Annotated in this window: 22 protein-coding genes; 13 read left to right on the top strand and 9 right to left on the bottom strand. The window is 30.4% G+C overall.

What is annotated here, in order from left to right:
* Positions 1–79: 79 nt before the first annotated feature.
* From dnaN to IX290_RS08135, 3 genes are read right to left on the bottom strand one after another with little or no spacing between them, the layout of a single operon-like run.
* Positions 80–1,171, bottom strand: coding sequence for a DNA polymerase III subunit beta (gene dnaN / locus IX290_RS08145; protein WP_211492720.1), 1,092 nt, complete (start codon positions 1,169–1,171; stop codon positions 80–82).
* Positions 1,172–1,185: 14 nt separating this feature from the next.
* On the bottom strand, positions 1,186–2,214 hold the full coding sequence (locus IX290_RS08140) for an extracellular solute-binding protein (RefSeq protein WP_211492719.1): 1,029 nt from the start codon (positions 2,212–2,214) through the stop codon (positions 1,186–1,188).
* Positions 2,215–2,267: 53 nt separating this feature from the next.
* A complete protein-coding gene (locus IX290_RS08135) occupies positions 2,268–3,485 on the bottom strand; it encodes an AarF/UbiB family protein (protein ID WP_211492718.1) in 1,218 nt (405 codons plus the stop codon).
* A 141-nt stretch (positions 3,486–3,626) separates the two neighbouring features.
* Between IX290_RS08135 and IX290_RS08130 the strand changes: the two genes are divergently transcribed.
* The 7 genes from IX290_RS08130 to IX290_RS08100 all read left to right on the top strand — a co-directional run bounded on the left by IX290_RS08130 (position 3,627) and on the right by IX290_RS08100 (position 9,403).
* On the top strand, positions 3,627–4,397 hold the full coding sequence (locus IX290_RS08130; RefSeq protein WP_211492717.1) for an RNA methyltransferase: 771 nt from the start codon (positions 3,627–3,629) through the stop codon (positions 4,395–4,397).
* Positions 4,398–4,426: 29 nt separating this feature from the next.
* Positions 4,427–4,951 (top strand): NUDIX hydrolase, encoded by a 525-nt coding sequence (locus tag IX290_RS08125; protein WP_211492716.1) that lies wholly within the window; start codon positions 4,427–4,429, stop codon positions 4,949–4,951.
* Entirely contained in the window at positions 4,948–5,457 is a 510-nt protein-coding gene (locus IX290_RS08120; protein ID WP_249168901.1) for a D-Ala-D-Ala carboxypeptidase family metallohydrolase, read from the top strand. Before IX290_RS08125 ends, IX290_RS08120 begins: the two co-directional genes overlap by 4 nt.
* Positions 5,458–5,465: 8 nt before the next feature.
* Complete coding sequence (gene hydE, locus IX290_RS08115; RefSeq protein WP_211492715.1) at positions 5,466–6,560, top strand: [FeFe] hydrogenase H-cluster radical SAM maturase HydE; 1,095 nt, start codon at positions 5,466–5,468, stop codon at positions 6,558–6,560.
* Positions 6,561–7,004: 444 nt separating this feature from the next.
* A complete protein-coding gene (locus IX290_RS08110) occupies positions 7,005–7,769 on the top strand; it encodes an ABC transporter permease (protein ID WP_211492714.1) in 765 nt (254 codons plus the stop codon).
* Positions 7,753–8,457 (top strand): ABC transporter ATP-binding protein, encoded by a 705-nt coding sequence (locus tag IX290_RS08105; protein WP_211492713.1) that lies wholly within the window; start codon positions 7,753–7,755, stop codon positions 8,455–8,457. Before IX290_RS08110 ends, IX290_RS08105 begins: the two co-directional genes overlap by 17 nt.
* 10 nt (positions 8,458–8,467) lie before the next feature.
* On the top strand, positions 8,468–9,403 hold the full coding sequence (locus tag IX290_RS08100) for an NrtA/SsuA/CpmA family ABC transporter substrate-binding protein (protein WP_211492712.1): 936 nt from the start codon (positions 8,468–8,470) through the stop codon (positions 9,401–9,403).
* A gap of 224 nt (positions 9,404–9,627) precedes the next feature.
* On the opposite strand, the gene IX290_RS08095 is transcribed toward IX290_RS08100, so the two are convergent.
* From IX290_RS08095 to IX290_RS08070, 6 genes are all read right to left on the bottom strand, one after another.
* Complete coding sequence (locus tag IX290_RS08095) at positions 9,628–11,088, bottom strand: sulfatase-like hydrolase/transferase (protein ID WP_249168902.1); 1,461 nt, start codon at positions 11,086–11,088, stop codon at positions 9,628–9,630.
* Between the two features lie 13 nt (positions 11,089–11,101).
* Complete coding sequence (locus tag IX290_RS08090) at positions 11,102–11,266, bottom strand: hypothetical protein (protein WP_211492711.1); 165 nt, start codon at positions 11,264–11,266, stop codon at positions 11,102–11,104.
* 17 nt (positions 11,267–11,283) lie between these two features.
* Positions 11,284–12,747, bottom strand: coding sequence for a sodium:solute symporter family protein (locus IX290_RS08085; protein WP_211492710.1), 1,464 nt, complete (start codon positions 12,745–12,747; stop codon positions 11,284–11,286).
* 98 nt (positions 12,748–12,845) lie between these two features.
* The gene (locus IX290_RS08080; RefSeq protein WP_211492709.1) at positions 12,846–13,973 is read right to left on the bottom strand and encodes an ROK family transcriptional regulator; all 1,128 of its coding nucleotides are present in this window, start codon (positions 13,971–13,973) and stop codon (positions 12,846–12,848) included.
* Positions 13,974–14,346: 373 nt separating this feature from the next.
* Positions 14,347–14,661: a hypothetical protein gene (locus tag IX290_RS08075; RefSeq protein WP_211492708.1), complete on the bottom strand. Its 315-nt coding sequence runs from the start codon at positions 14,659–14,661 to the stop codon at positions 14,347–14,349.
* Positions 14,661–15,323, bottom strand: a complete 663-nt coding sequence (locus IX290_RS08070) for a flavin reductase family protein (protein WP_211492707.1) — start codon at positions 15,321–15,323, stop codon at positions 14,661–14,663. The genes IX290_RS08075 and IX290_RS08070 overlap by 1 nt, the downstream gene beginning before the upstream one ends.
* 135 nt (positions 15,324–15,458) lie before the next feature.
* On the opposite strand from IX290_RS08070, the gene IX290_RS08065 reads away from it, so the two are divergent.
* The 6 genes from IX290_RS08065 (at position 15,459) to IX290_RS08040 (ending at position 18,530) form a co-directional block, all read left to right on the top strand.
* On the top strand, positions 15,459–16,121 hold the full coding sequence (locus IX290_RS08065) for a septum site-determining protein MinC (protein WP_211492706.1): 663 nt from the start codon (positions 15,459–15,461) through the stop codon (positions 16,119–16,121).
* A 26-nt stretch (positions 16,122–16,147) separates the two neighbouring features.
* Positions 16,148–16,939 (top strand): septum site-determining protein MinD, encoded by a 792-nt coding sequence (minD, locus tag IX290_RS08060; RefSeq protein ID WP_211492705.1) that lies wholly within the window; start codon positions 16,148–16,150, stop codon positions 16,937–16,939.
* A gap of 8 nt (positions 16,940–16,947) precedes the next feature.
* A complete protein-coding gene (gene minE / locus IX290_RS08055; protein ID WP_211492704.1) occupies positions 16,948–17,208 on the top strand; it encodes a cell division topological specificity factor MinE in 261 nt (86 codons plus the stop codon).
* A 35-nt stretch (positions 17,209–17,243) separates the two neighbouring features.
* Positions 17,244–17,591, top strand: coding sequence for a hypothetical protein (locus tag IX290_RS08050; protein WP_211492703.1), 348 nt, complete (start codon positions 17,244–17,246; stop codon positions 17,589–17,591).
* A 116-nt stretch (positions 17,592–17,707) separates the two neighbouring features.
* On the top strand, positions 17,708–18,184 hold the full coding sequence (locus tag IX290_RS08045) for a flavodoxin (protein WP_211492702.1): 477 nt from the start codon (positions 17,708–17,710) through the stop codon (positions 18,182–18,184).
* 1 nt (position 18,185) lies between these two features.
* Entirely contained in the window at positions 18,186–18,530 is a 345-nt protein-coding gene (locus IX290_RS08040; RefSeq protein WP_211492701.1) for a DUF2023 family protein, read from the top strand.
* The last annotated feature ends 101 nt before the right edge of the window (positions 18,531–18,631 follow it).

The raw sequence follows: 18,631 nt of genomic DNA, 5'->3' as shown, positions 1-18,631 counted from the left end.
AAAAAATATATACAAAAAGGCTGTTACTAAATGTAACAGCCTCTTTAATCTAATTTTCTATAATTTTTTAATCTTACTATTAATCTCTAAGTGCCAAAGGCATTAAGATATAGATATAGTTATCATTATTAACTTCTCTCACTTCAAACATTGATGAAGAGTTTGAACCATTTATAATGACATTTTTAGAGATGTTTTCAATATAATCAGTTAAGAACCTACAGTTTAATGAAGCTTTAAAATCTCCACCATTTTTTATCATATTAACCTTTTGGTTAATTTTAGCTCTTCCAGAAAAAGCATTTATAAGAAGAGTATTTCCTTTAAAATCAAAGATAGCACCAAATTTAGCATCGATACTTGTCTTAGCAACAGTCATAACTCTTTTTAAAGCACTTTTTAATTCATCATTGTTAAATTCCATGCTTTTATCAAATGATGAGATTCTTAAAATTGTTTTAAAGTCTGGATATTGTAGAGCTATTGTTTTACTTGAGAAATATGAATCTTCCCAAGTTACTAATAATATATCTCCCTGGTATCCCACTGTAATCTCTTTATCATACTCTTTTAGCAGCTTACAGATGATGTTTACAGTTTCCATTGGAATTGAGATTTCTTTGTGCTCTATACATGGAATAGGCTCTCTTAAAAACAGTAGTCTGTATGAATCTGTTGACGCAAGATCTAATTCATCATTTTTAAATACAGCTCTTACACAGTTAATTTGAAGATTATCTGCTGATTGAGAAGCAGCAAATTTAGATTTTTCTAAAAGTTGTACTAAACGATTACCTTTTATTTTTAAAAGAGGTTGTATAACCATCTCATTTATAACAGGGAATCCTTCACCATCTAAAATTGAAAACTCTGCTTGATGAACATTGATAAATCCATCTTTTAGTGTGAAATTAATTGTCTCTTCATCAAGAAGTTTAACATACTCAAGTAAAAGAGCATGCTTAATTACTATTTCTCCTTCTACTTCTACATTTGCATCGATTTTTTTAATAAGTTCAACTTCTAAGTTAGTTCCTATAAAAGTTACACTGTTTTCTTTTGCAACTATTTTTAGACCTGAAATTACAGGTTTTATAGGATTCTCTTTTAATATATTAGTATATTCAGAGAGAATAGAAATCAACTTTTCTCTTTCAATTGAAAATTTCATTTTTTTCCTCCATACTATTCAGAAATTAATATTTCTTGCCAATATTTGTTTTGTAAATCAAGTGTTGAATGAATATCTTTTAAAACCTGAGTATTTTTTAAATCTGAAATTTCATATAAAGGTTTAACTTTCATAAGTTCTCTTGCTGGAACGTTAATTGATGGTGTCTCAAGAATATCTGCAAGACGTGCATAGACATCAGGTCTTAAGATGAAATCAATAAACTTATATGCTGCCTCTTTGTGAGGTGCATCTTTTAAAATTACAAAAGAATCAACATAAGCTGTTCCACCTTTTTCAGGAATTATAAGTTCAACATTTTCTCTTTCCTGTTCGTCAAGCTCTCTGAAAATGTTATCTGGATATCCCTGAATAACCCAGAAATCTCCACTTGCAAATCCTTTTCCAAATGATTCAGAATCAAATTTAGCAATATTCTTTTTCCATCCTTTAATCATGTCAGCTGCTTGAGCTATTGCCTTTTCATCATTTACAGTTTGAGGATAGTCAAGCATTCCAAGAGCAGAAGTCATAACCTCTCTCATATCGTCTAAAAGAGTCATTCTACCTTTTAAATCACTTCTATTGTATATAGAATAGTTTCTTGGAAAATCTTTTACATATTTCTTATTAACAGCAATTATAGTTGCTCCCATTACATATGGAACTTCATAATCATTGTGAGGATCAAAATATTGAAGCTTTTCAAGTGCCATAGGATCTAAGTTTTTAAGACCAGGAAGTTTTTCCTTATCAAGTTTGTCAATCATACCTTCCTTCATCATTATTTCTACATAGTCTGCAGAGGGCACTACAATATCATATCCTCTTCCCCCAGCTTTTAATTTTGTAAACATCTCTTCATTTGAAGAATAAATATCTTCGATAACCTTGATACCTGTTTCTTTTTGAAATTCATCATAAATCTCTTTTGGGATATAGTCAGCCCATCCATAAAGATACAGTACATTCTGATTATCATCTTTTGAACCGCATCCTAGTAATAAAAAAATCATAGCGATTGCAGTTAATATTTTTTTCATTTACCAACCTCCAATTCTTTAATATCTGCCTCTATTCTAATATGAATTATACTTTAAGTCAATGGATTATTGTCCTTTAAGATACCTTCAATATCGTCTAAAATCTGCAAAATATCTGATTTAATTTTACTGTTTTTAGACTTAGTTTTAAAAATAAGTGAATCAAGATAGACAAGACATTTGAAAATAGGGTATATTTCAGATTCAAATGTCATACCTAATTTAGAAGCAGCTCTAAATGATTTCATTATTTTTATAAAGAAAGCTTCTTTATATTCCTCTTTATCAGTAGCAAAAATCTCTTTGATTGTTGCTGAAAGTTCTTCTAATTGAGGAGTACTTAAAGAGAGATCACTAAGTTCATTTAAAATTACAGATGCATATGGATAATTTCCCAATGCAACAGCTTTAAATAATCTAAATAGCTGTATTTTAGTATCTGAAGTTAGACTTTCTAAAGTATTACAGTCTAAGTAGTATATCTTACCCTCTTCACTGTAGAGAAGGTTTCCTGAATGTAAATTATTATAAAATACTCCTATTTTAAGCATAAAAAATAGTTGTGCTTTTACAAGTTTTAACACATCTTCATATTTAAGTTTGTTAAATTGAAGCATCTCATAAAAATATGTTCCATATGTATATTCACTGACAACCATGTTTTCTGAAGACATATAAGCATAGATTTTAGGAAATCTTACATCTTCAAGATGGAGAATTTCCTTATATGCATTAAGATACTCATTAAGGCTATTGGTATAGTTAATTTCATTAGATAGTGAAGCCTTTTGAGCACTATTTTTTTCAACTTCTTCCAGAATTTCACGTATTTTATACTCCTGTACCCATGGATGAAAAAATGCTATATATTTTAATTTATTTTGTAAGGCATTGACCTTTTTAAAATAATTATTTTTAGCTGTTGGGTTTACTGCTTTTATAGATATTTCAACACCGCTCTTAAGACAGGCTTTAAAGGTGTAATTTATGTCTGAATACATATATGGATAGTTGTCATAATACTCCATAAGAGAAAAAAGCGGATCAAACTTTGGAACCAGGTTTAAAAGATGTTTTTCAGCTTTTTCTATAGATGGAGTTTGAAATTCAGCAAGATAGAGACATTTATCAATAGGTAAAAGATCAAATCTTGTTGAATATTCCTGAGCAATTCTTATTCCAAGTCGTCCTAATTCTACACCACAATCAAGATCTGAAATATCGTTGCTTTTAAAACTCTTTATAAATTTTACAAATTTTGATGAAAGCATTTTGCTGTCTCCTTTATAAATAATTCTTTACCTAAATTATAATACATAAAGTATAATGTGTAAATAGAGGGATATTATGGTATTATATATATAAGCAAAAATATGTTATAATTAAGAAAAAAATATGTATTGGAGGATCAAGTGGAACATATTAACAGTCCTGAAAATGGGACAGTAAAAAAAATAAAAAAACTTAAATTAAAAAAATATAGAGAAGAGAGCAGACAATTTTTGGCAGAGGGACATAAGTTTCTTGATTTTGAGTATAAGCCTGAGATGATAATTGTAAGAGAGGATATTTTAAATCAGAAATTTATAATGGATAAACTTGAAAAATTTGACTGCAGAAAGATTTCTCTTGATGATAGACTGTTTAATCAGTTGAGTTCTCAGGAGAATTCACAGGGAGTTATTCTTGTGTATCCTTATTGCAACTCTTCTTTAAATGATATTCATAAAGATGTGATAGTACTTGATAAGGTACAGGATCCTGGAAATCTTGGAACTATTATTAGAGTAGCAGATGCAGCGGGATTTAAGGATATTATTTTAAGTAAAGGTAGCTGTGACTGCTATAATGAAAAGGTAGTAAGAAGCAGTATGGGTTCAATATTTAATATGAATTTAGTCTACCTTGAAGAAAATGAAGTGATAGATAATTTAAAAAATAAAGGTTATAAATTTATTGTAACAGCATTAAAAGAAAATTCTGTTCCTTATACTGAGATGAAACTTGCTGAAAAAAATGCTATTATTTTTGGAAGTGAAGGAAATGGAGTATCTGACAGATTTTTAGAAGTTGCAGATGAAACAGTTATTATACCTATATATGGAAGTGCAGAATCACTAAATGTAGCTATTGCTTCTGGAATAGTTATATATAAAGTAAGAGAACTTGTAAATAAAAAATAAAAAGAAATAATAAAGAAGAGGTTTAGAGTATGGACAGATTTAAAGAACTAGGGGAAAAAGAACTTTTTAAAAACGCACATATTACTGTGTATTCAAGAAAATTACAATTGCCAAATGAGAAAGTTGTAGATTGGACATTTACAGGGAAACAGGATGCAGTAGGAGTAGTAGCAGTACTAGAAGGAGATAATATCCTTCTTGTAAAACAGTATAGACCAGCTGTGAGAGAGGTAACTGTTGAGATACCTGCAGGTCTTGTAGAAAAGGGTGAAGACCCAAGTGTTGCTGCTATAAGAGAACTTGAAGAGGAGACAGGGTACAAAGCTCTCAATTTAGAGAAAATCTGTGATTATTATATGAGTCCTGGAGTAAGTGAAGGAAGATTCCATCTATACTACAGTGATAAGTTAATAAAAACAGAACAGAATCTTGATGAAGATGAATTTTTAGAAGTTGAGGAAGTGGCATTAAAAGATGTAAATATGTCAGAGCTTTCTGATGCAAAATCAATTTTGGCAGTTGAGTATGCAAAGAGAAAGAGGAATATAGAATGAGAATGACTTTAAAAAAGTCTGGATTATTACTATTTACCCTGTTATTATTTCTTTTTAGTGGGTGTTCATCAACACCACCTATTAATCGAAGAGAGAAAATCTCTAAATATTTTACAATGGGTGAGGCTGTAAATAGCAGTATTGCAAAAAGAAGAGGAATTGCTAATGTTCCAAATGGAAGAGAGCAGATGAATATAAGATATACAGCACAAAGACTCGATGAAGTAAGAAGGATACTTGGAAGACCTGTTATAGTAACCAGCTGGTATAGAAGTAGACAGCTTAACAGAGCAGTTGGAGGATCTAGAACCTCTGCACATAGAGAGGGGCTTGCTGCTGATATTATGCTTAAAAAAGGAAGATTGGGAAGACTTGAATTTGAAAAAGTTAGAAAAAGAATGAGCAGTTATGACCAGTTGATATACTATCCTTATAGAGGTCATCTTCACGTGGGATTTAGAAGAAACAGATTTAAAGATAGAAGAGAAGCAATGATAAAAAGATAGGAGAAATAATGAACAAAACTGTAGAAGAGATTCTAAAACAGGATGATTATACAAGAGATGATTTGATAACTCTTATGAAAATTGATAATCAAGAAGATTTGAATCGTCTTTTTAAAAAGGCCTATGAGATAAAGGCAAAATATGTAGGAAGAAAAGTTTATTACAGAGGACTTATTGAGATAAGTAATAAATGTATTAAAAATTGTAAATATTGTGGGATAAGAAGAGATAATACTCATGTTGAAAGATTTGATATGACAAGAGATGAGGTCCTAGAGGCAGCAAAATGGATATATGAGCATAATTATGGATCACTGGCTCTACAATCTGGTGAAAGACAGGATGAGGAATTTGTAAGTTATATTGAAGATCTTTTAAGAGAGATTAAGAGACTTTCCAATGGTAAGCTTGGAATAACTTTATCTTTGGGAGAGCAGAGCTATGAAACCTATAAAAGATGGTTTGATGCAGGTGGACATAGATATCTTCTGAGAATAGAGACAACAAATGAGAAGCTATTTAAAAAACTACATCCTCAGGATAACCATCATACTTACGAAGTTAGAAAAAGATGCCTGGAGGATTTAAGGGATATTGGTTATCAGGTAGGAACTGGAGTAATGATTGGGCTTCCAGGTCAAAGTGAAGAGGATCTTGTTGATGATATTATATTTTATAAGAATATGAAAATAGATATGATAGGTATGGGTCCTTACATATTGCATCATGAGACTCCTTTAGGTCAGGAGTGGAAAGACAAGGTAATCTCTGAGGAGAAAAGAGTAGAACTTGGTCTTAAAATGATAGCAATAACAAGAATATACCTTAAAAATGTTAATATTGCAGCTACTACAGCTCTTCAGGGACTTGATCCAAAAGGAAGAGAAAAAGGTCTTCTTGCAGGGGCTAATATTTTAATGCCTACTGCAACAGCACAACAGCATAAAAATAAATATTTATTATATGATAATAAACCTGGAATTGAAGATAGTGTAGAACAGTGTCAGCAAAGTATGGATGAAAAAGTTTTATCTATTGGAGACAAAATTATGTATGGTGAATGGGGAGATTCTCCATATTTCAAAAGCAAAAAAAGTAAATAAAATTAAATGTCTTTTTATTGTAACATGGATGACATACAGAAATGTTATATTTAATGCATACTAAATCTTTCCCCAAGATATTTTATATAGATATAACAAACAAAAAAGATCAGTGTGAGACTGGTCTTTTTTTTGTATCTAAAAATATTTTGAAATTAACCTATCTAACCCTTATATTTATTTACTTTTCAACACTTTAGAAAATATATAAATCCCAAAGAAAAAAATTTAATTATAAATATAATTAGATATTACTTAACAAAAAATAAATTGTGGTGTACAATGAAATTATAGAAAAAAACAAAAAAATATTTTTTTCAAAAAATTAAATTGTATTAAACTTTTTGTTTTTTTGGTCAGCACTTTTTAATGTGGTGTAAAATTGTATAGAATATAGATTTAATTTTAAGATATTTTTTGTTATAATATGCAAGGGGAATTAAAATGAGACAAATAAGAAAATTAATTATTTTATTTATTATATTGTTAATATGGAGTGTAGGTTCATATTTTCAATTGTGGAATAGTTATATAATTCCCAGTCCTAAAAGAGTGTTTTATGCTTTTGTTATGCTTCTTGAAAATGGAAAGTTATTAGGAAGTATGGGAGTGAGTTTGAAAAGAGTTTTTATTGGATTTTTAATATCATCTGGAATAGCTCTTCCAATGGGAATTATTTTTGGACTTTATAATACTGTCTATGAGTATTTTAAATATATACTGGAGTTTTTAAGGCATACTCCACCACTTGCTATGGTTCCAATGATTATATTGTGGTTTGGAATAGGAGAGGTATCTAAAATAGTTATTATAGTTCTGGCATCATTTTTTCCTATATTTTTAAATACCTTAAAGGGAATAAGGGATTGTAACAAAGAGTATATAGAAGTTGGAGAAGTTTTCGGTCTGTCTCACTATGAGATATTTAAAAAGATTATTTTTCCAAATGCAATACCAGATGTGCTTTTAGGATTAAAATTAGGAATAGGATATAGCTGGAGAGCCATTATAGCAGCAGAACTTATAGCATCTTCAGCTGGAATAGGATATCTTATTCTTGATGCTCAACAGATTTCTCGTTCAGATATAGTTGTTGTAGGAATAATATCAATAGGTGTTCTTGGAATTATAACTGATTTCTGTTTTTCTTCTTTTATGAAGGGTTATCTAAAAAATAGGGAAGGTAAGATAGATGAAAGATATTTATAGAATAAAAAATCTCCATAAAACATATAATTTTGACAACAGAACAAAAAAAGTTTTTGCAGATTTGAGCCTAGATATAGATAATAAAGAGATTACTGTTCTTGTTGGAAAAAGTGGATGTGGAAAAACAACTCTTTTAAGAATGATAGCAGACCTTGAGAAGATAGATAGTGGAAGTATTGATTTTTATAATAATCAGGGGATAGAGGAAAAACCAAAAGTAGGTTTTGTATTTCAAGACAGCAGACTTTTTCCCTGGCTCAATGTATTGAAAAATATTGAGATTCATGGGAGAAAAGGGGATAAATATTTAAAAATGGTAGCCCTTGAAGGATATAAGAATGCTTATCCTAAGCAGCTATCTGGTGGAATGGCCCAAAGAGTAGCAATAGCTAGAGCACTTGCTTATGAACCTGATACTCTTTTAATGGATGAACCTTTCTCAGCTCTTGATTATTTTACGAGAAATCAATTATTAAAAGAGATTTTAAAGATTCATATGGATACTGGAATTGGAATTATTTTTGTAACTCATAATATAGATGAAGCACTGATGTTAGGAAAAAAAATAGTAGTTATAAAAAATAGTAGTGTGAAAGAGTATAAAGTATCTGATAAATATCCTCGTAATACTGATAGTGAGGAATTAAAATTGTTAAGAAAAGAAATTTTACATGATATAGAAAATTAGGAGGCAAAAAATGTTAAAAAAAGTTTTATTGGGAGTTATTACAATAATGGCTCTATTACTAGTTGGTTGTGGGAAAAAGGATAAGGTTGAAAATCTAAATCTTACTTATGTAAAATCACCACTTAACATTCCATCAATTCTTGAAAAGAATCTTAAGATGTTTGACAAAGAATTTGAAAAAGATGGAATAAAGGTTAACTTTTATGAGCTTACTACAGGGCCTGAACAGACAAATGCACTTGTAGCTGGAGAACTTGATATTTTACATGCATTAGGAGGAACATCTGCTATAATTGCTGCTTCTAATGGAGTAGGACTCAAGATAGTAAATGTTTACAGTAGATCTCCAAAAGGATTTATGATTTTAACTAAAAATCCAGAGATAAAAACTCCTGAAGATTTAGTTGGAAAAAAAGTAGGAGGACCTAAAGGAACAATACTTCATCAGGTATTAGTTGGATATCTTGCTAAAGATGGTTTGAAAGAAAGCGATGTACAATTTATAAATATGAGACTTCCTGAAGCTATTGCAGCTCTTGAAAGTGGAAATGTAGATGCAGCACTTTTAGCTGGACCAGTAGCACTTAAAGCAATAAAAAATGGAGCTACAGTTGTTACAAATGGAGAGGGAATTACTCAGGGGCTTATAGTTACTGCAGTAAGTAATAAATTCTATAAAGAACATCCAGAACTTGTAAAGAGATTTGAAAAAACAAATGAAGAAGCAGTAAAATATATAAAGGATCATTTTGATGAAACAGTTGCAATTACTGCAAAAGATACTGGATTGACTTCAGATCAGGTGTTGGAATTATATCCATTATATGATTTTAATACTGAAATCACACCTGCAGATATAAAGGATTTGGAAGATACTCAGGAATTCCTTATAAAGAACGGAATGCAGGAGCATAGAATCAATATTTCAGATATAATAGCTAAATAGTGATATGATGAAAAGAAAAGGAAATATTAAAAGAATAAAGATAAAAATTGTTATTTTAGCAGTTGCTGTTATAGTTGCTATTATTAAGTATTTTATAGCTGCTTAATTGTTAAAATTAGAAAGTATAATATTAAAGATAAAAAAGAGGCTATGCAAACCTGGTAAAATAGAGATTTGCAATAGCCTTTTTTTATGACGTTTTTATATTACAATTAATTAGAGAATTAATCTACTCTTTCATGGACTTCATCTTTATCTCTTTCACGAAGTTTTCCTTCGCCACTGCAGATAAAATCAGAAGTATATTTTTGATAAACAGCTTTATTATCTCCCCATAATCCAGCAAGACCTTTTTGCCCTCCACCATATACTGGTTCTTTAGCACCATCTATCTCTTTGATAACATATTTATTGAACCAAGATTCTAATTTATTTCTCATTTCTAGAAGCTTTTCTTCATATTCAGGATTATCAACAAGATTTAATTTTTCATCTTTATCATTAGCAAGATTATAAAGCTCATGTGGTCCAAATGGATATCTGTGAATATATTTCCAATTTTTATTTCTAATCATTCTTGTAGGTCCATACTCATCAAAAACAACTACATCATTATTAGTTTCAGGCTCTTTAGCAGTTAAAACTTTATAGAAACTTTTTCCTGGAAGATTGATTTTTGGAGTATATTTAATATCTAACATCTCCATAAGTGTTGGGAAAATATCATAGTGGCTGTATAGTCCTTCTAAAACTGTTCCCTTTTTAAATAGAGATGGGTTATAGATTATCATAGGAATTTTAACAGAAGATTCATACATGTTTTGTGGGAAAGTTCCATTACCTTTACCGAAAATTCCATGATGTCCCATATTCATTCCATTATCACTTGTAAAAATTATTACAGTATCTTCTAGCATATTTAGTTCTTTAAGTTTGTCTACTACATTTTTTACCTGTCTATCTACACCGGTAATTGCTCCAAAATATCCCCTAAGAATTTTCTTTCTTTCTTCCTCTGTTCCTTCAAAAGTTTCTCTAATTTTCCAAGGATGGTATTTTTCTCTTGGACAACTTTTAAATTCACAATCTTTGTAGAGATCTAATAGATCAGCTGGATGATTGTTTTCATCCCAAGGAGCATGAGGTGCTGTGTAGTGAAGACTTAAATAGAAAGGAGCATCAGAATCTTTCTGTCTTTCAATAAAGTCAATTCCATATTCAGTTACAGCATCTGTGATATATTTTTTTTCATGAACTAAGGTACCATTCTTATACATAGGTGCATTATAGTATGGTCCCCCACCTTTTTCATGAACGTACCACTCTTTAAATCCCTGTTGTATATGAGCACTGTCTCCTAGATGCCATTTTCCACTTAGGCAGCAGTTATAGCCATTATCAGCTAAAATTTTTACAAAAGTATCTTGTCCTTGTAGATATTGACATGTATCTTTATGATGCTCATCTAACCAGTCGTGTACTCCGTGTTGAGATGGAATTCTTCCAGTAAATATTGAAGCTCTTGCTGGAGAACATACTGGAGAAACACAGAAGAAATTTTCAAATCTAACTCCATTTTCAGCCAAATTATCTAAATTGGGAGAAATAATATCTTTGTTTCCATAACTTCCCAGTGACCAGTATCCCTGGTCATCAGTAATAATAAATACAATATTTTTTTTCATAATTTTATCCTTTCTATTCTTCGGACTTTTTATTTAAATCTTCTTGCTTTTTATTATTTTTACTAATATTTAATAGCATTTCTTTAACGTCTTGAAAACCTTTATATCCTACTGTAATAACTGTAACGATATACCAGATAAGACCTGCAAAGAACAAAAATGACCAAAATATAACCATAGCTTATCGTACCTCCCCTATTTCTTCAACATAATCTTTAAGTTAGAACCAACGATCATAGCAATCCATGCAAATACGAAAGCTGATATTCCAGAATAGTAAGGTCCAATTTTCTTAGCTAATTCCATTGTTGCTGGAATTTGTTGCATTATTAAGAATAGTAATGGAGTAGCAGCTCCGACCACTATCGCTGAATAAGCTCCCCAAGTATTTGCTTTTTTCCAATAACATGCAGCTATTAGAAGAGTTGAAACACTAACTGAATAAATTGAAGCTGTAAGAGTCATATATACCCAAAGGTCTGATTTTAATGGATACCATAATCCATAGAATAATAGAAATAAACCAATTGCAGCAACTAGAAGTTTATTAACTAAAACTTTCTTTCTTTCTGACCATGTACCTTTATGTAATACAGCAATAATGTCATTGTATATAACACTTGCCCATCCTAATAGGTATGAAGAGTCAGTTGACATGTCTGCTGCAAGCATTGCTGCAACAACTATACCAATTAGTCCAGTTGGAAGAACTGCAGCTAAGAATTTAGGCATAGCAGTAATTGGTGCTCCACCTAAAGCCTCTGGTTTCCAGATTGTTAAAGCAGCTAATCCCCAAGTTACAGGAATTAATGAACGAACAATATAGAAAAAGCTTGTTTTAGTATACATTTTTTTAGCAACAGTTGAGTCTTTACAAGAAAGAACTCTTGCAATCATAGTTTGCCATGTAAGTACAGTTGCTGAAACTGTTAAGAATGTATAAGCAACATATTGCCAACCAAGTTTTTCATTGATAAATGGGTTAAATCCTGCAGCACCATAAGTATCAGTAACAGCATTGATGATAGTTCCCCATCCAATGTTATAAACTATATAAATTGTTACTATGATCATTCCAGCACTCATAAGTATAAATTGTAAGAAGTCAGTAACAAGTACTGATATCATTCCACCTAATACAGTATAAAGGGCAACTACAATTAGTAATATAGTCATAGTAATTTCAAGATAATCTGGATTAAGTCCTACAACTGATACTAGGAATTCTCCTCCAGTTCTTAAGAAAACACCAGTATTTAAAAGACCTCCAACTACAATGATAACACCAGCAGCCCATCTAACTCTAGGACTGTATTTCTTTTCAAAGAATTCTGGCAACGTCATCGCATTTGCGTCCCTCAGCGGTTTGATACAGAATCCTGTCTTACCAACTAAAAACATTGATGTACAAAGCAATAAACCAACCATTGCACCAGAGAAACCATAACGATATCCCAATTGTGCAGCAGCCATACAAGTAACAATACCAAATTCAGTAGCAGCAAGCGAAGCCATACCTGCGTATAGATTTACCTCTCTTCCTGCAACAAGATAGTCTTCAACGTTTCCTACATATTTACGTAAAGACAATCCAACTAATAAGCTGATTAAAATATAAACTCCTACAATTCCACCATCTAAAAACCATGAAAAATGCATATTAACCTCCCCTTTCTTTTTAAATTTGAAATAAATTCAAAGTTTTTAATATGTTGTTTTATTAATTAATGAAAAATTAATAACAGATAGTATTGGAACTATTTATTCATTTTTTCAAATGATTTAAATAAGTTTTGCACTGCTAAAATAATAGCTCCTTTAACAATATATGTATTATTGACATTTTCAAGTCGAAGATTGAACTTATCAGGTCTGAAAAGACTTGAATATATTATTCTTCTCTTTATCTCACGCCATAAGAAGTCTTCTACTTTACTTATTTTTCCATATATTATTATTTCATCTGGGTCAATAAGAAGTGATATCCACAATATCAAATGAAGTAATACAGGAACTAAGTCTAAAATTACATCTTTAAATGGTTGGATATTATTGTTGGCTTTTTCAATGATCTCTTCATAAGTATATTTCTTATGAGTTATATCAAAGATTTTATTCTCTATACCCCAGTCGCTTAAAATGGTTTCTATACACCCTTTATTTCCACAACTACAGATTCGTGAATTAACTGAGAAATCATATTGAATATGCCCTATTTCACCAGCTCTAAAATAGAGTCCTCTGTGTAATTTTCCATCCAGGCATATTCCAGCTTTTATTCCATTGGTAATATTTAAAATAACGAAATTGTTTTTATCTTTAGATTTTCCAAGTTTTTTCTCATGTAAAACCATAAGATTAACACCATTTTCTATTGCAACAGGAACATTATAACGCTCTTGAAGTTCCTCTTTAAGATTTACATTGCTCCAGTTATAAGTAGCTGAATAGATACTTAGCCCTTTTTGAGAATCAACTATTCCGTTCATTCCAACTCCAATAGTGATAATCTTCTCTTTTTTAAATAATTCATCTAAAAATTTAAAAGTTTCCTTAAGTATCTTACTTTCAGGAGTGATATCTATATAGTGATATTCAATTGAAGTGAAATTAATTGTTGATAGTGCTATTAGCACTTTATCTATTCCAAAATAAATCCCAAGAACTTTTCCCATTTGATTATTCAGTTCTAAAAAAGAAGCATTTCGTCCACCAGTTTTCAATAGAGTGCTACTGTTTTCTTTAATAAGTTTTTTATCAGCTAGATATTTTACTTTTTTACTTATAGCAGGTTGGGAAATTCCAAGCTGCTCTCCTAACTCTTTTCTAGTGATAATTCCAAATTGATAAATTAATTCTAAGATTTTAATATCTTTTTTATTCATATCTAACCCCTTTGTTATCATTCGATAATAGTCTATACCATATTATTATAAAAATAAATGTTTTATTTCAAGATATTAGTTGATAAAAGGTGACTTTATTAACTTAGGAATAAAAGGTATCTGCAATGTCACTATTTGCAAGCCTTTTATGCTTTTTTCTTTTATAACTACAATAGTGTACATAAATATAAAAAGTATAAAAAAATGGGAGAAAATAGTTTTAGAGGGCAAAAAAAAGGGAAGAGTGTATAATAATTGATGAAATAAATATGGTATTAATTGACTATATGGTATCATAAGTAATAGAGGAAAGAAAGTTTAGAAGGTAATAAAAAAACTCTATATAAGTATCACTACTATATAGAGTTTTCTTTTATAATTTAATTATTATATATCTTTTATTATTTGCAGAAAAAATTTCCTGTTTTTTCTTATGTATCTTTTCAAATTTTCTGTGTGTGTATCTTTTTATCTGCTTTGGTGGGTAATCTTTATGAAAAAGTCTATGTTCCATAAGTTCAATTGTAGCATTTAATTCTTGGGAATCATCAGTTACCAGATAATCATCGCTTCCTACTGAAAACAATAGATTATAGTAGATAGGATCATTTTTAATTATTTTAAAATTAAAATTCTTCCCTGTTTTTTCAACTAGATACAGTCCCAATGCTGAAGTTCTATCAGACATTATTTTCCCTTCTTTCTTTTAGTTTTATCTGTTTTTTTCTTTCCTGTTGCTTTTGATGCAGCTTTTTTCTTCGTAGATGTCTTTTTAATCTCTACTGGTTTTTTAGCTACAGAATAACCAAATTTTCCTATTGGAGTTTTAGGCACTGGAAAGTATTCTCCATGGGAATATGTAATAAGATTTGCCCATTCAAAGTGAATCTTTTCATTTTCATCTATAAGCTTCTGGTCAATATGTGAGCACATAACCTCTGCTAAAAACAGATCATGGGTTCCTAGAGGAATAATGCTCTTTACCTTACACTCAATATTTACAGGACACTCTTCAATGTAAGGAGAAGATACCTCTTTTCCCTCTTTTAATGTAAAATTCATCTCTTTTATCTTATCTATATCTCTTCCAGAACGAACTCCACAAAAGTCAGTTTCACGAGTTAGACGTCTTGTAGGAAGATTTATAGTGAATTCCATTGTCTCTTTTATATACTCATAAGAAAGTCTTTCAGGCCTTATAGCTATAGAAAGCATAGGTGGTCTGGTACATACAGTACCTGTCCATGCAACAGTAAAAACGTTATCTTTATTTTCTTTATTTCTGCTGGTTACTAATACCACAGGAACTGGATTTAGTACAACACTTCCTTTAAATGTATTTTTACTCATAATTTTTCTCCTTTAAAAAAATTTCAGATTAATTATATCATTTTTTGAAAAATGTTACAAATATAATTAGTCTAGTATTGCTTAAATTATAAACATTTGGTATAATTGCAGTATAGGACTGGGAAAGGTGATTCTATGAATAACTATGTTATTTTGAAAGGTAAAAAAGACAGACTGGTAATTCACTTAAATAATGAAGTGGATTTTTTGACGTTGAGGGACAGTCTGGTTGATAAAATCAAGGAAGCAAGAAATTTTATTGGTAATGGTCATATGGCAATAGAATTTGCAAATAGAAAACTCAGTGAATTGGAAGAAAATGTGTTAATCGACCTGATAAAGAGTAATTGCGATCTGAATATAACATATGTTTTTTCTGAAAAAAGTACTGGAGAGACAGAGAAAATAAAATTTATAAAGTCTATTTCAGAAGAGGGATTTACAAAATTCCACAGAGGAACACTGCGTTCTGGAACAAAGTTGGAATATAATGGAAATATTGTTGTATTAGGTGATGTAAATCCAGGTGCTTTAATAAGAGCAAAAGGTAATGTCATTGTATTAGGTTTTTTAAATGGTACTGTTTATGCAGGACTTGATGGAGATAAAAATGCTTTTATAGGAGCTACGTATATGAACCCTGTCCAGATGGTTATAGGTCATATAATAGCACCCCCTATGCAGAAAAAAATCTTGGATACAAACAGAGTTGACAGAACTAGCGGTTTTAAAATAGCTTTTATCAGAGACAAAGAGATTCAGATTGAGGATTTCAGTTCTCGGATTTTAAATGACTAAATTTTAGAGATTGGGAGTGGAGAGATATGGCAAAGGTGATAGTTGTAACATCTGGAAAAGGTGGAGTTGGAAAAACTACTACTACATCAAACATCGGTGTAGGTCTTGCTTTAAAAGGTAAAAAAGTCTTACTTATAGATACAGATATCGGTCTTAGAAACCTTGATGTTGTAATGGGACTTGAAAATAGAATAGTATATGATTTGGTTGATGTAATTGAAGAAAGATGTAGAATACCTCAGGCATTAATAAAGGATAAAAGGTGTTCAAATCTTTGTTTACTTCCAGCAGCTCAAATAAGAGATAAGAATGACATTAATCCAGAACAGATGAAAAAACTTATAGACAAATTAAGAAAAGATTTTGATTATATAATTATAGACTGCCCAGCAGGAATAGAACAAGGATTTAAAAATGCTATTGCAGCTGCAGATGAAGCAATAGTTGTTACGACTCCTGAGATTTCTGCTACAAGAGATGCAGACAGAATAATTGGGCTTTTGGAAGCAAATGAGATTAAAAATCCAAAACTTATAGTTAATCGTATAAAAATGGATATGGTCAAAGCTGGTAATATGTTAGGTGTAAATGATATGTTAGAAGTTTTAGCAATAGAGTTATTAGGAGTAGTTCCTGATGATGAAAACATAGTTATCTCTACTAATAAAGGGGAACCTATAGTATATAAGGGAGATTCATTGGCAGCTCAAGCTTATAAAAACATAGTTGAAAGAATTGATGGTAAAAATGTACCATTCTTAAATCTTGATGTTAAATTGAGCTTTTTTGACAAGTTGAAATTAGTATTTGGGAAGTAGGTGAAATCGTGGGTATATTTAGTTTCTTTAATAAAGATTCCAACAAATCAAAAAATATTGCAAAAGATAGATTGAAACTGGTTTTAATTCATGATAGAGCCATGCTTTCTTCAGGAATGTTAGAGCAGATGAAAGATGAGTTAATTGAAGTCATATCAAAGTATGTTGAGATTGATAGAAATGAGCTTAATATTGATATTGCTCAAAGTCCTGATAATAATAGAAGAACAACATTGATAGCAAATATTCCATTAAGACCTAGGAAATGATTTACACAAGGTAGTTTTAGCAAAGGAAGGTATCAATGGAGAAACAATATGAACAATTGAAAAATGAGGTTGGAGAGATTTTCTTCGACGTCAGAGATATTATTTTTAATATGCCAGAGGTAGATAAAAATAAGATTGAAATGAATCTGAAAATAATTCAGGCAGTTATTATGAGATTCATTAGAATGGTGATCTATAAAAGACATAAAGGAATTTTATGTACTTCACCAAATGAAATAATAAGATATGCAACAAATGGTTTTTTAACTCATATTCCACAGGAAGATGGGCAGGATAGGGAAAAAATAAGAGGTTACGTGGATAGATTGCAGATGTTGTTAAAAATTGAAAAAATGAATAAAGCAGACAAAACACTTTCTTGATATTTAGGAAAGTGTTTTTTATTTTCTGTTTCTAACAAAAATATATATAAATTATTTGACATACAAAATAAAAGAATGTATAATTATTTTATCAAAGTAAGAGGGAGTGATAAAATATGAAAACTGCAATATTCTTTGGAAGTGAAACTGGTGCAACAGAAGGAGTTGCTAATAAAGTAGGACAATTATTAGGAGCAGATGTTTTTCCAGCAGGAGATATATCAAAAGCATCAGGATATGATTTTGTTATACTTGCAAGTTCAACATGGGGAATGGGGGATTTAGCAAGTGAGTGGGAAGCTTCTATTGATACTCTTAAGGAAACAAATCTTAGCGGAAAAAAAGTTGGATTTATAGGACTTGGGGATCAGGAAGGATTCGGAGATACATTTGTAGATGCAATAGGAATTCTATATGATGCTGTAAAAGATATGGGTATTACAGTTGTTGGAAAGATATCAACAGAGGGTTATTCATATGGAGATTCAAAAGCAGTAATTGATGGAGAGTTTATAGGTCTTGTAATCGATGAAAATAATCAAAGTGAACTTACAGATGAGAGAATCCAAAAATGGGTTGAGAAGGTAAAATAATATGAGTGAACAAAAGAGAAATGAATTAGGTGTCTTTTTCCATATGATGTATGAACTTAATAAAGGACTTAGAAACCTCGCTCTTTTAACTACTACAAAAGAAAATTTTGAGATGATTAAGGAAAGGCTTATAAAATGTCATTATGAATATATTGTAGAAGAGTTAAAATCCGGGTTTGTAAATGTATTCTTTGGAAATAGTGACAGTATTGAAGTATTAAGAAAATTTAATAAAAAATCTCTTAGAGATTTTACAGATGAAGAGGATTTTATCCTGGGAGTTTTATTGGGATATAATGTAGAACAGCAATGTAAGAGATATATAAGCAGAAAAAAAGTTAGTTAGAAATAAAAGTGGCCAAAGTGACAAAATGATGGCCACTTTTATTCTATATATTAGGAAATTATAATTTGAATAATAAGATAGAAAGTAGCTGAGAAATAGAA

The organism is Fusobacterium sp. DD2 (assembly GCF_018205345.1).
Taxonomy (GTDB): Bacteria; Fusobacteriota; Fusobacteriia; order Fusobacteriales; family Fusobacteriaceae; genus Fusobacterium_A.
Note: the sequence above shows the minus strand (reverse complement) of the source record. Positions and strands in the feature narration are given on the sequence as shown.

Bases quoted from the DNA above. Each gene is read 5' to 3' on its own strand.
- dnaN (WP_211492720.1), bottom strand. From the start codon at position 1,171: ATGAAATTTTCAATTGAAAGAGAAAAGTTGATTTCTATTCTCTCTGAA.
- IX290_RS08120 (WP_249168901.1), top strand. From the start codon at position 4,948: ATGAGAATGACTTTAAAAAAGTCTGGATTATTACTATTTACCCTGTTA.
- IX290_RS08075 (WP_211492708.1), bottom strand. From the start codon at position 14,661: ATGTCTGATAGAACTTCAGCATTGGGACTGTATCTAGTTGAAAAAACA.
- minD (WP_211492705.1), top strand. From the start codon at position 16,148: ATGGCAAAGGTGATAGTTGTAACATCTGGAAAAGGTGGAGTTGGAAAA.
- IX290_RS08135 (WP_211492718.1), bottom strand. From the start codon at position 3,485: ATGCTTTCATCAAAATTTGTAAAATTTATAAAGAGTTTTAAAAGCAAC.
- IX290_RS08125 (WP_211492716.1), top strand. From the start codon at position 4,427: ATGGACAGATTTAAAGAACTAGGGGAAAAAGAACTTTTTAAAAACGCA.
- IX290_RS08070 (WP_211492707.1), bottom strand. From the start codon at position 15,323: ATGAGTAAAAATACATTTAAAGGAAGTGTTGTACTAAATCCAGTTCCT.
- IX290_RS08110 (WP_211492714.1), top strand. From the start codon at position 7,005: ATGAGACAAATAAGAAAATTAATTATTTTATTTATTATATTGTTAATA.
- IX290_RS08050 (WP_211492703.1), top strand. From the start codon at position 17,244: ATGGAGAAACAATATGAACAATTGAAAAATGAGGTTGGAGAGATTTTC.
- IX290_RS08065 (WP_211492706.1), top strand. From the start codon at position 15,459: ATGAATAACTATGTTATTTTGAAAGGTAAAAAAGACAGACTGGTAATT.
- IX290_RS08085 (WP_211492710.1), bottom strand. From the start codon at position 12,747: ATGCATTTTTCATGGTTTTTAGATGGTGGAATTGTAGGAGTTTATATT.
- IX290_RS08045 (WP_211492702.1), top strand. From the start codon at position 17,708: ATGAAAACTGCAATATTCTTTGGAAGTGAAACTGGTGCAACAGAAGGA.
- hydE (WP_211492715.1), top strand. From the start codon at position 5,466: ATGAACAAAACTGTAGAAGAGATTCTAAAACAGGATGATTATACAAGA.
- IX290_RS08140 (WP_211492719.1), bottom strand. From the start codon at position 2,214: ATGAAAAAAATATTAACTGCAATCGCTATGATTTTTTTATTACTAGGA.
- IX290_RS08090 (WP_211492711.1), bottom strand. From the start codon at position 11,266: ATGGTTATATTTTGGTCATTTTTGTTCTTTGCAGGTCTTATCTGGTAT.
- IX290_RS08080 (WP_211492709.1), bottom strand. From the start codon at position 13,973: ATGAATAAAAAAGATATTAAAATCTTAGAATTAATTTATCAATTTGGA.
- IX290_RS08105 (WP_211492713.1), top strand. From the start codon at position 7,753: ATGAAAGATATTTATAGAATAAAAAATCTCCATAAAACATATAATTTT.
- IX290_RS08095 (WP_249168902.1), bottom strand. From the start codon at position 11,088: ATGAAAAAAAATATTGTATTTATTATTACTGATGACCAGGGATACTGG.
- IX290_RS08100 (WP_211492712.1), top strand. From the start codon at position 8,468: ATGTTAAAAAAAGTTTTATTGGGAGTTATTACAATAATGGCTCTATTA.
- IX290_RS08040 (WP_211492701.1), top strand. From the start codon at position 18,186: ATGAGTGAACAAAAGAGAAATGAATTAGGTGTCTTTTTCCATATGATG.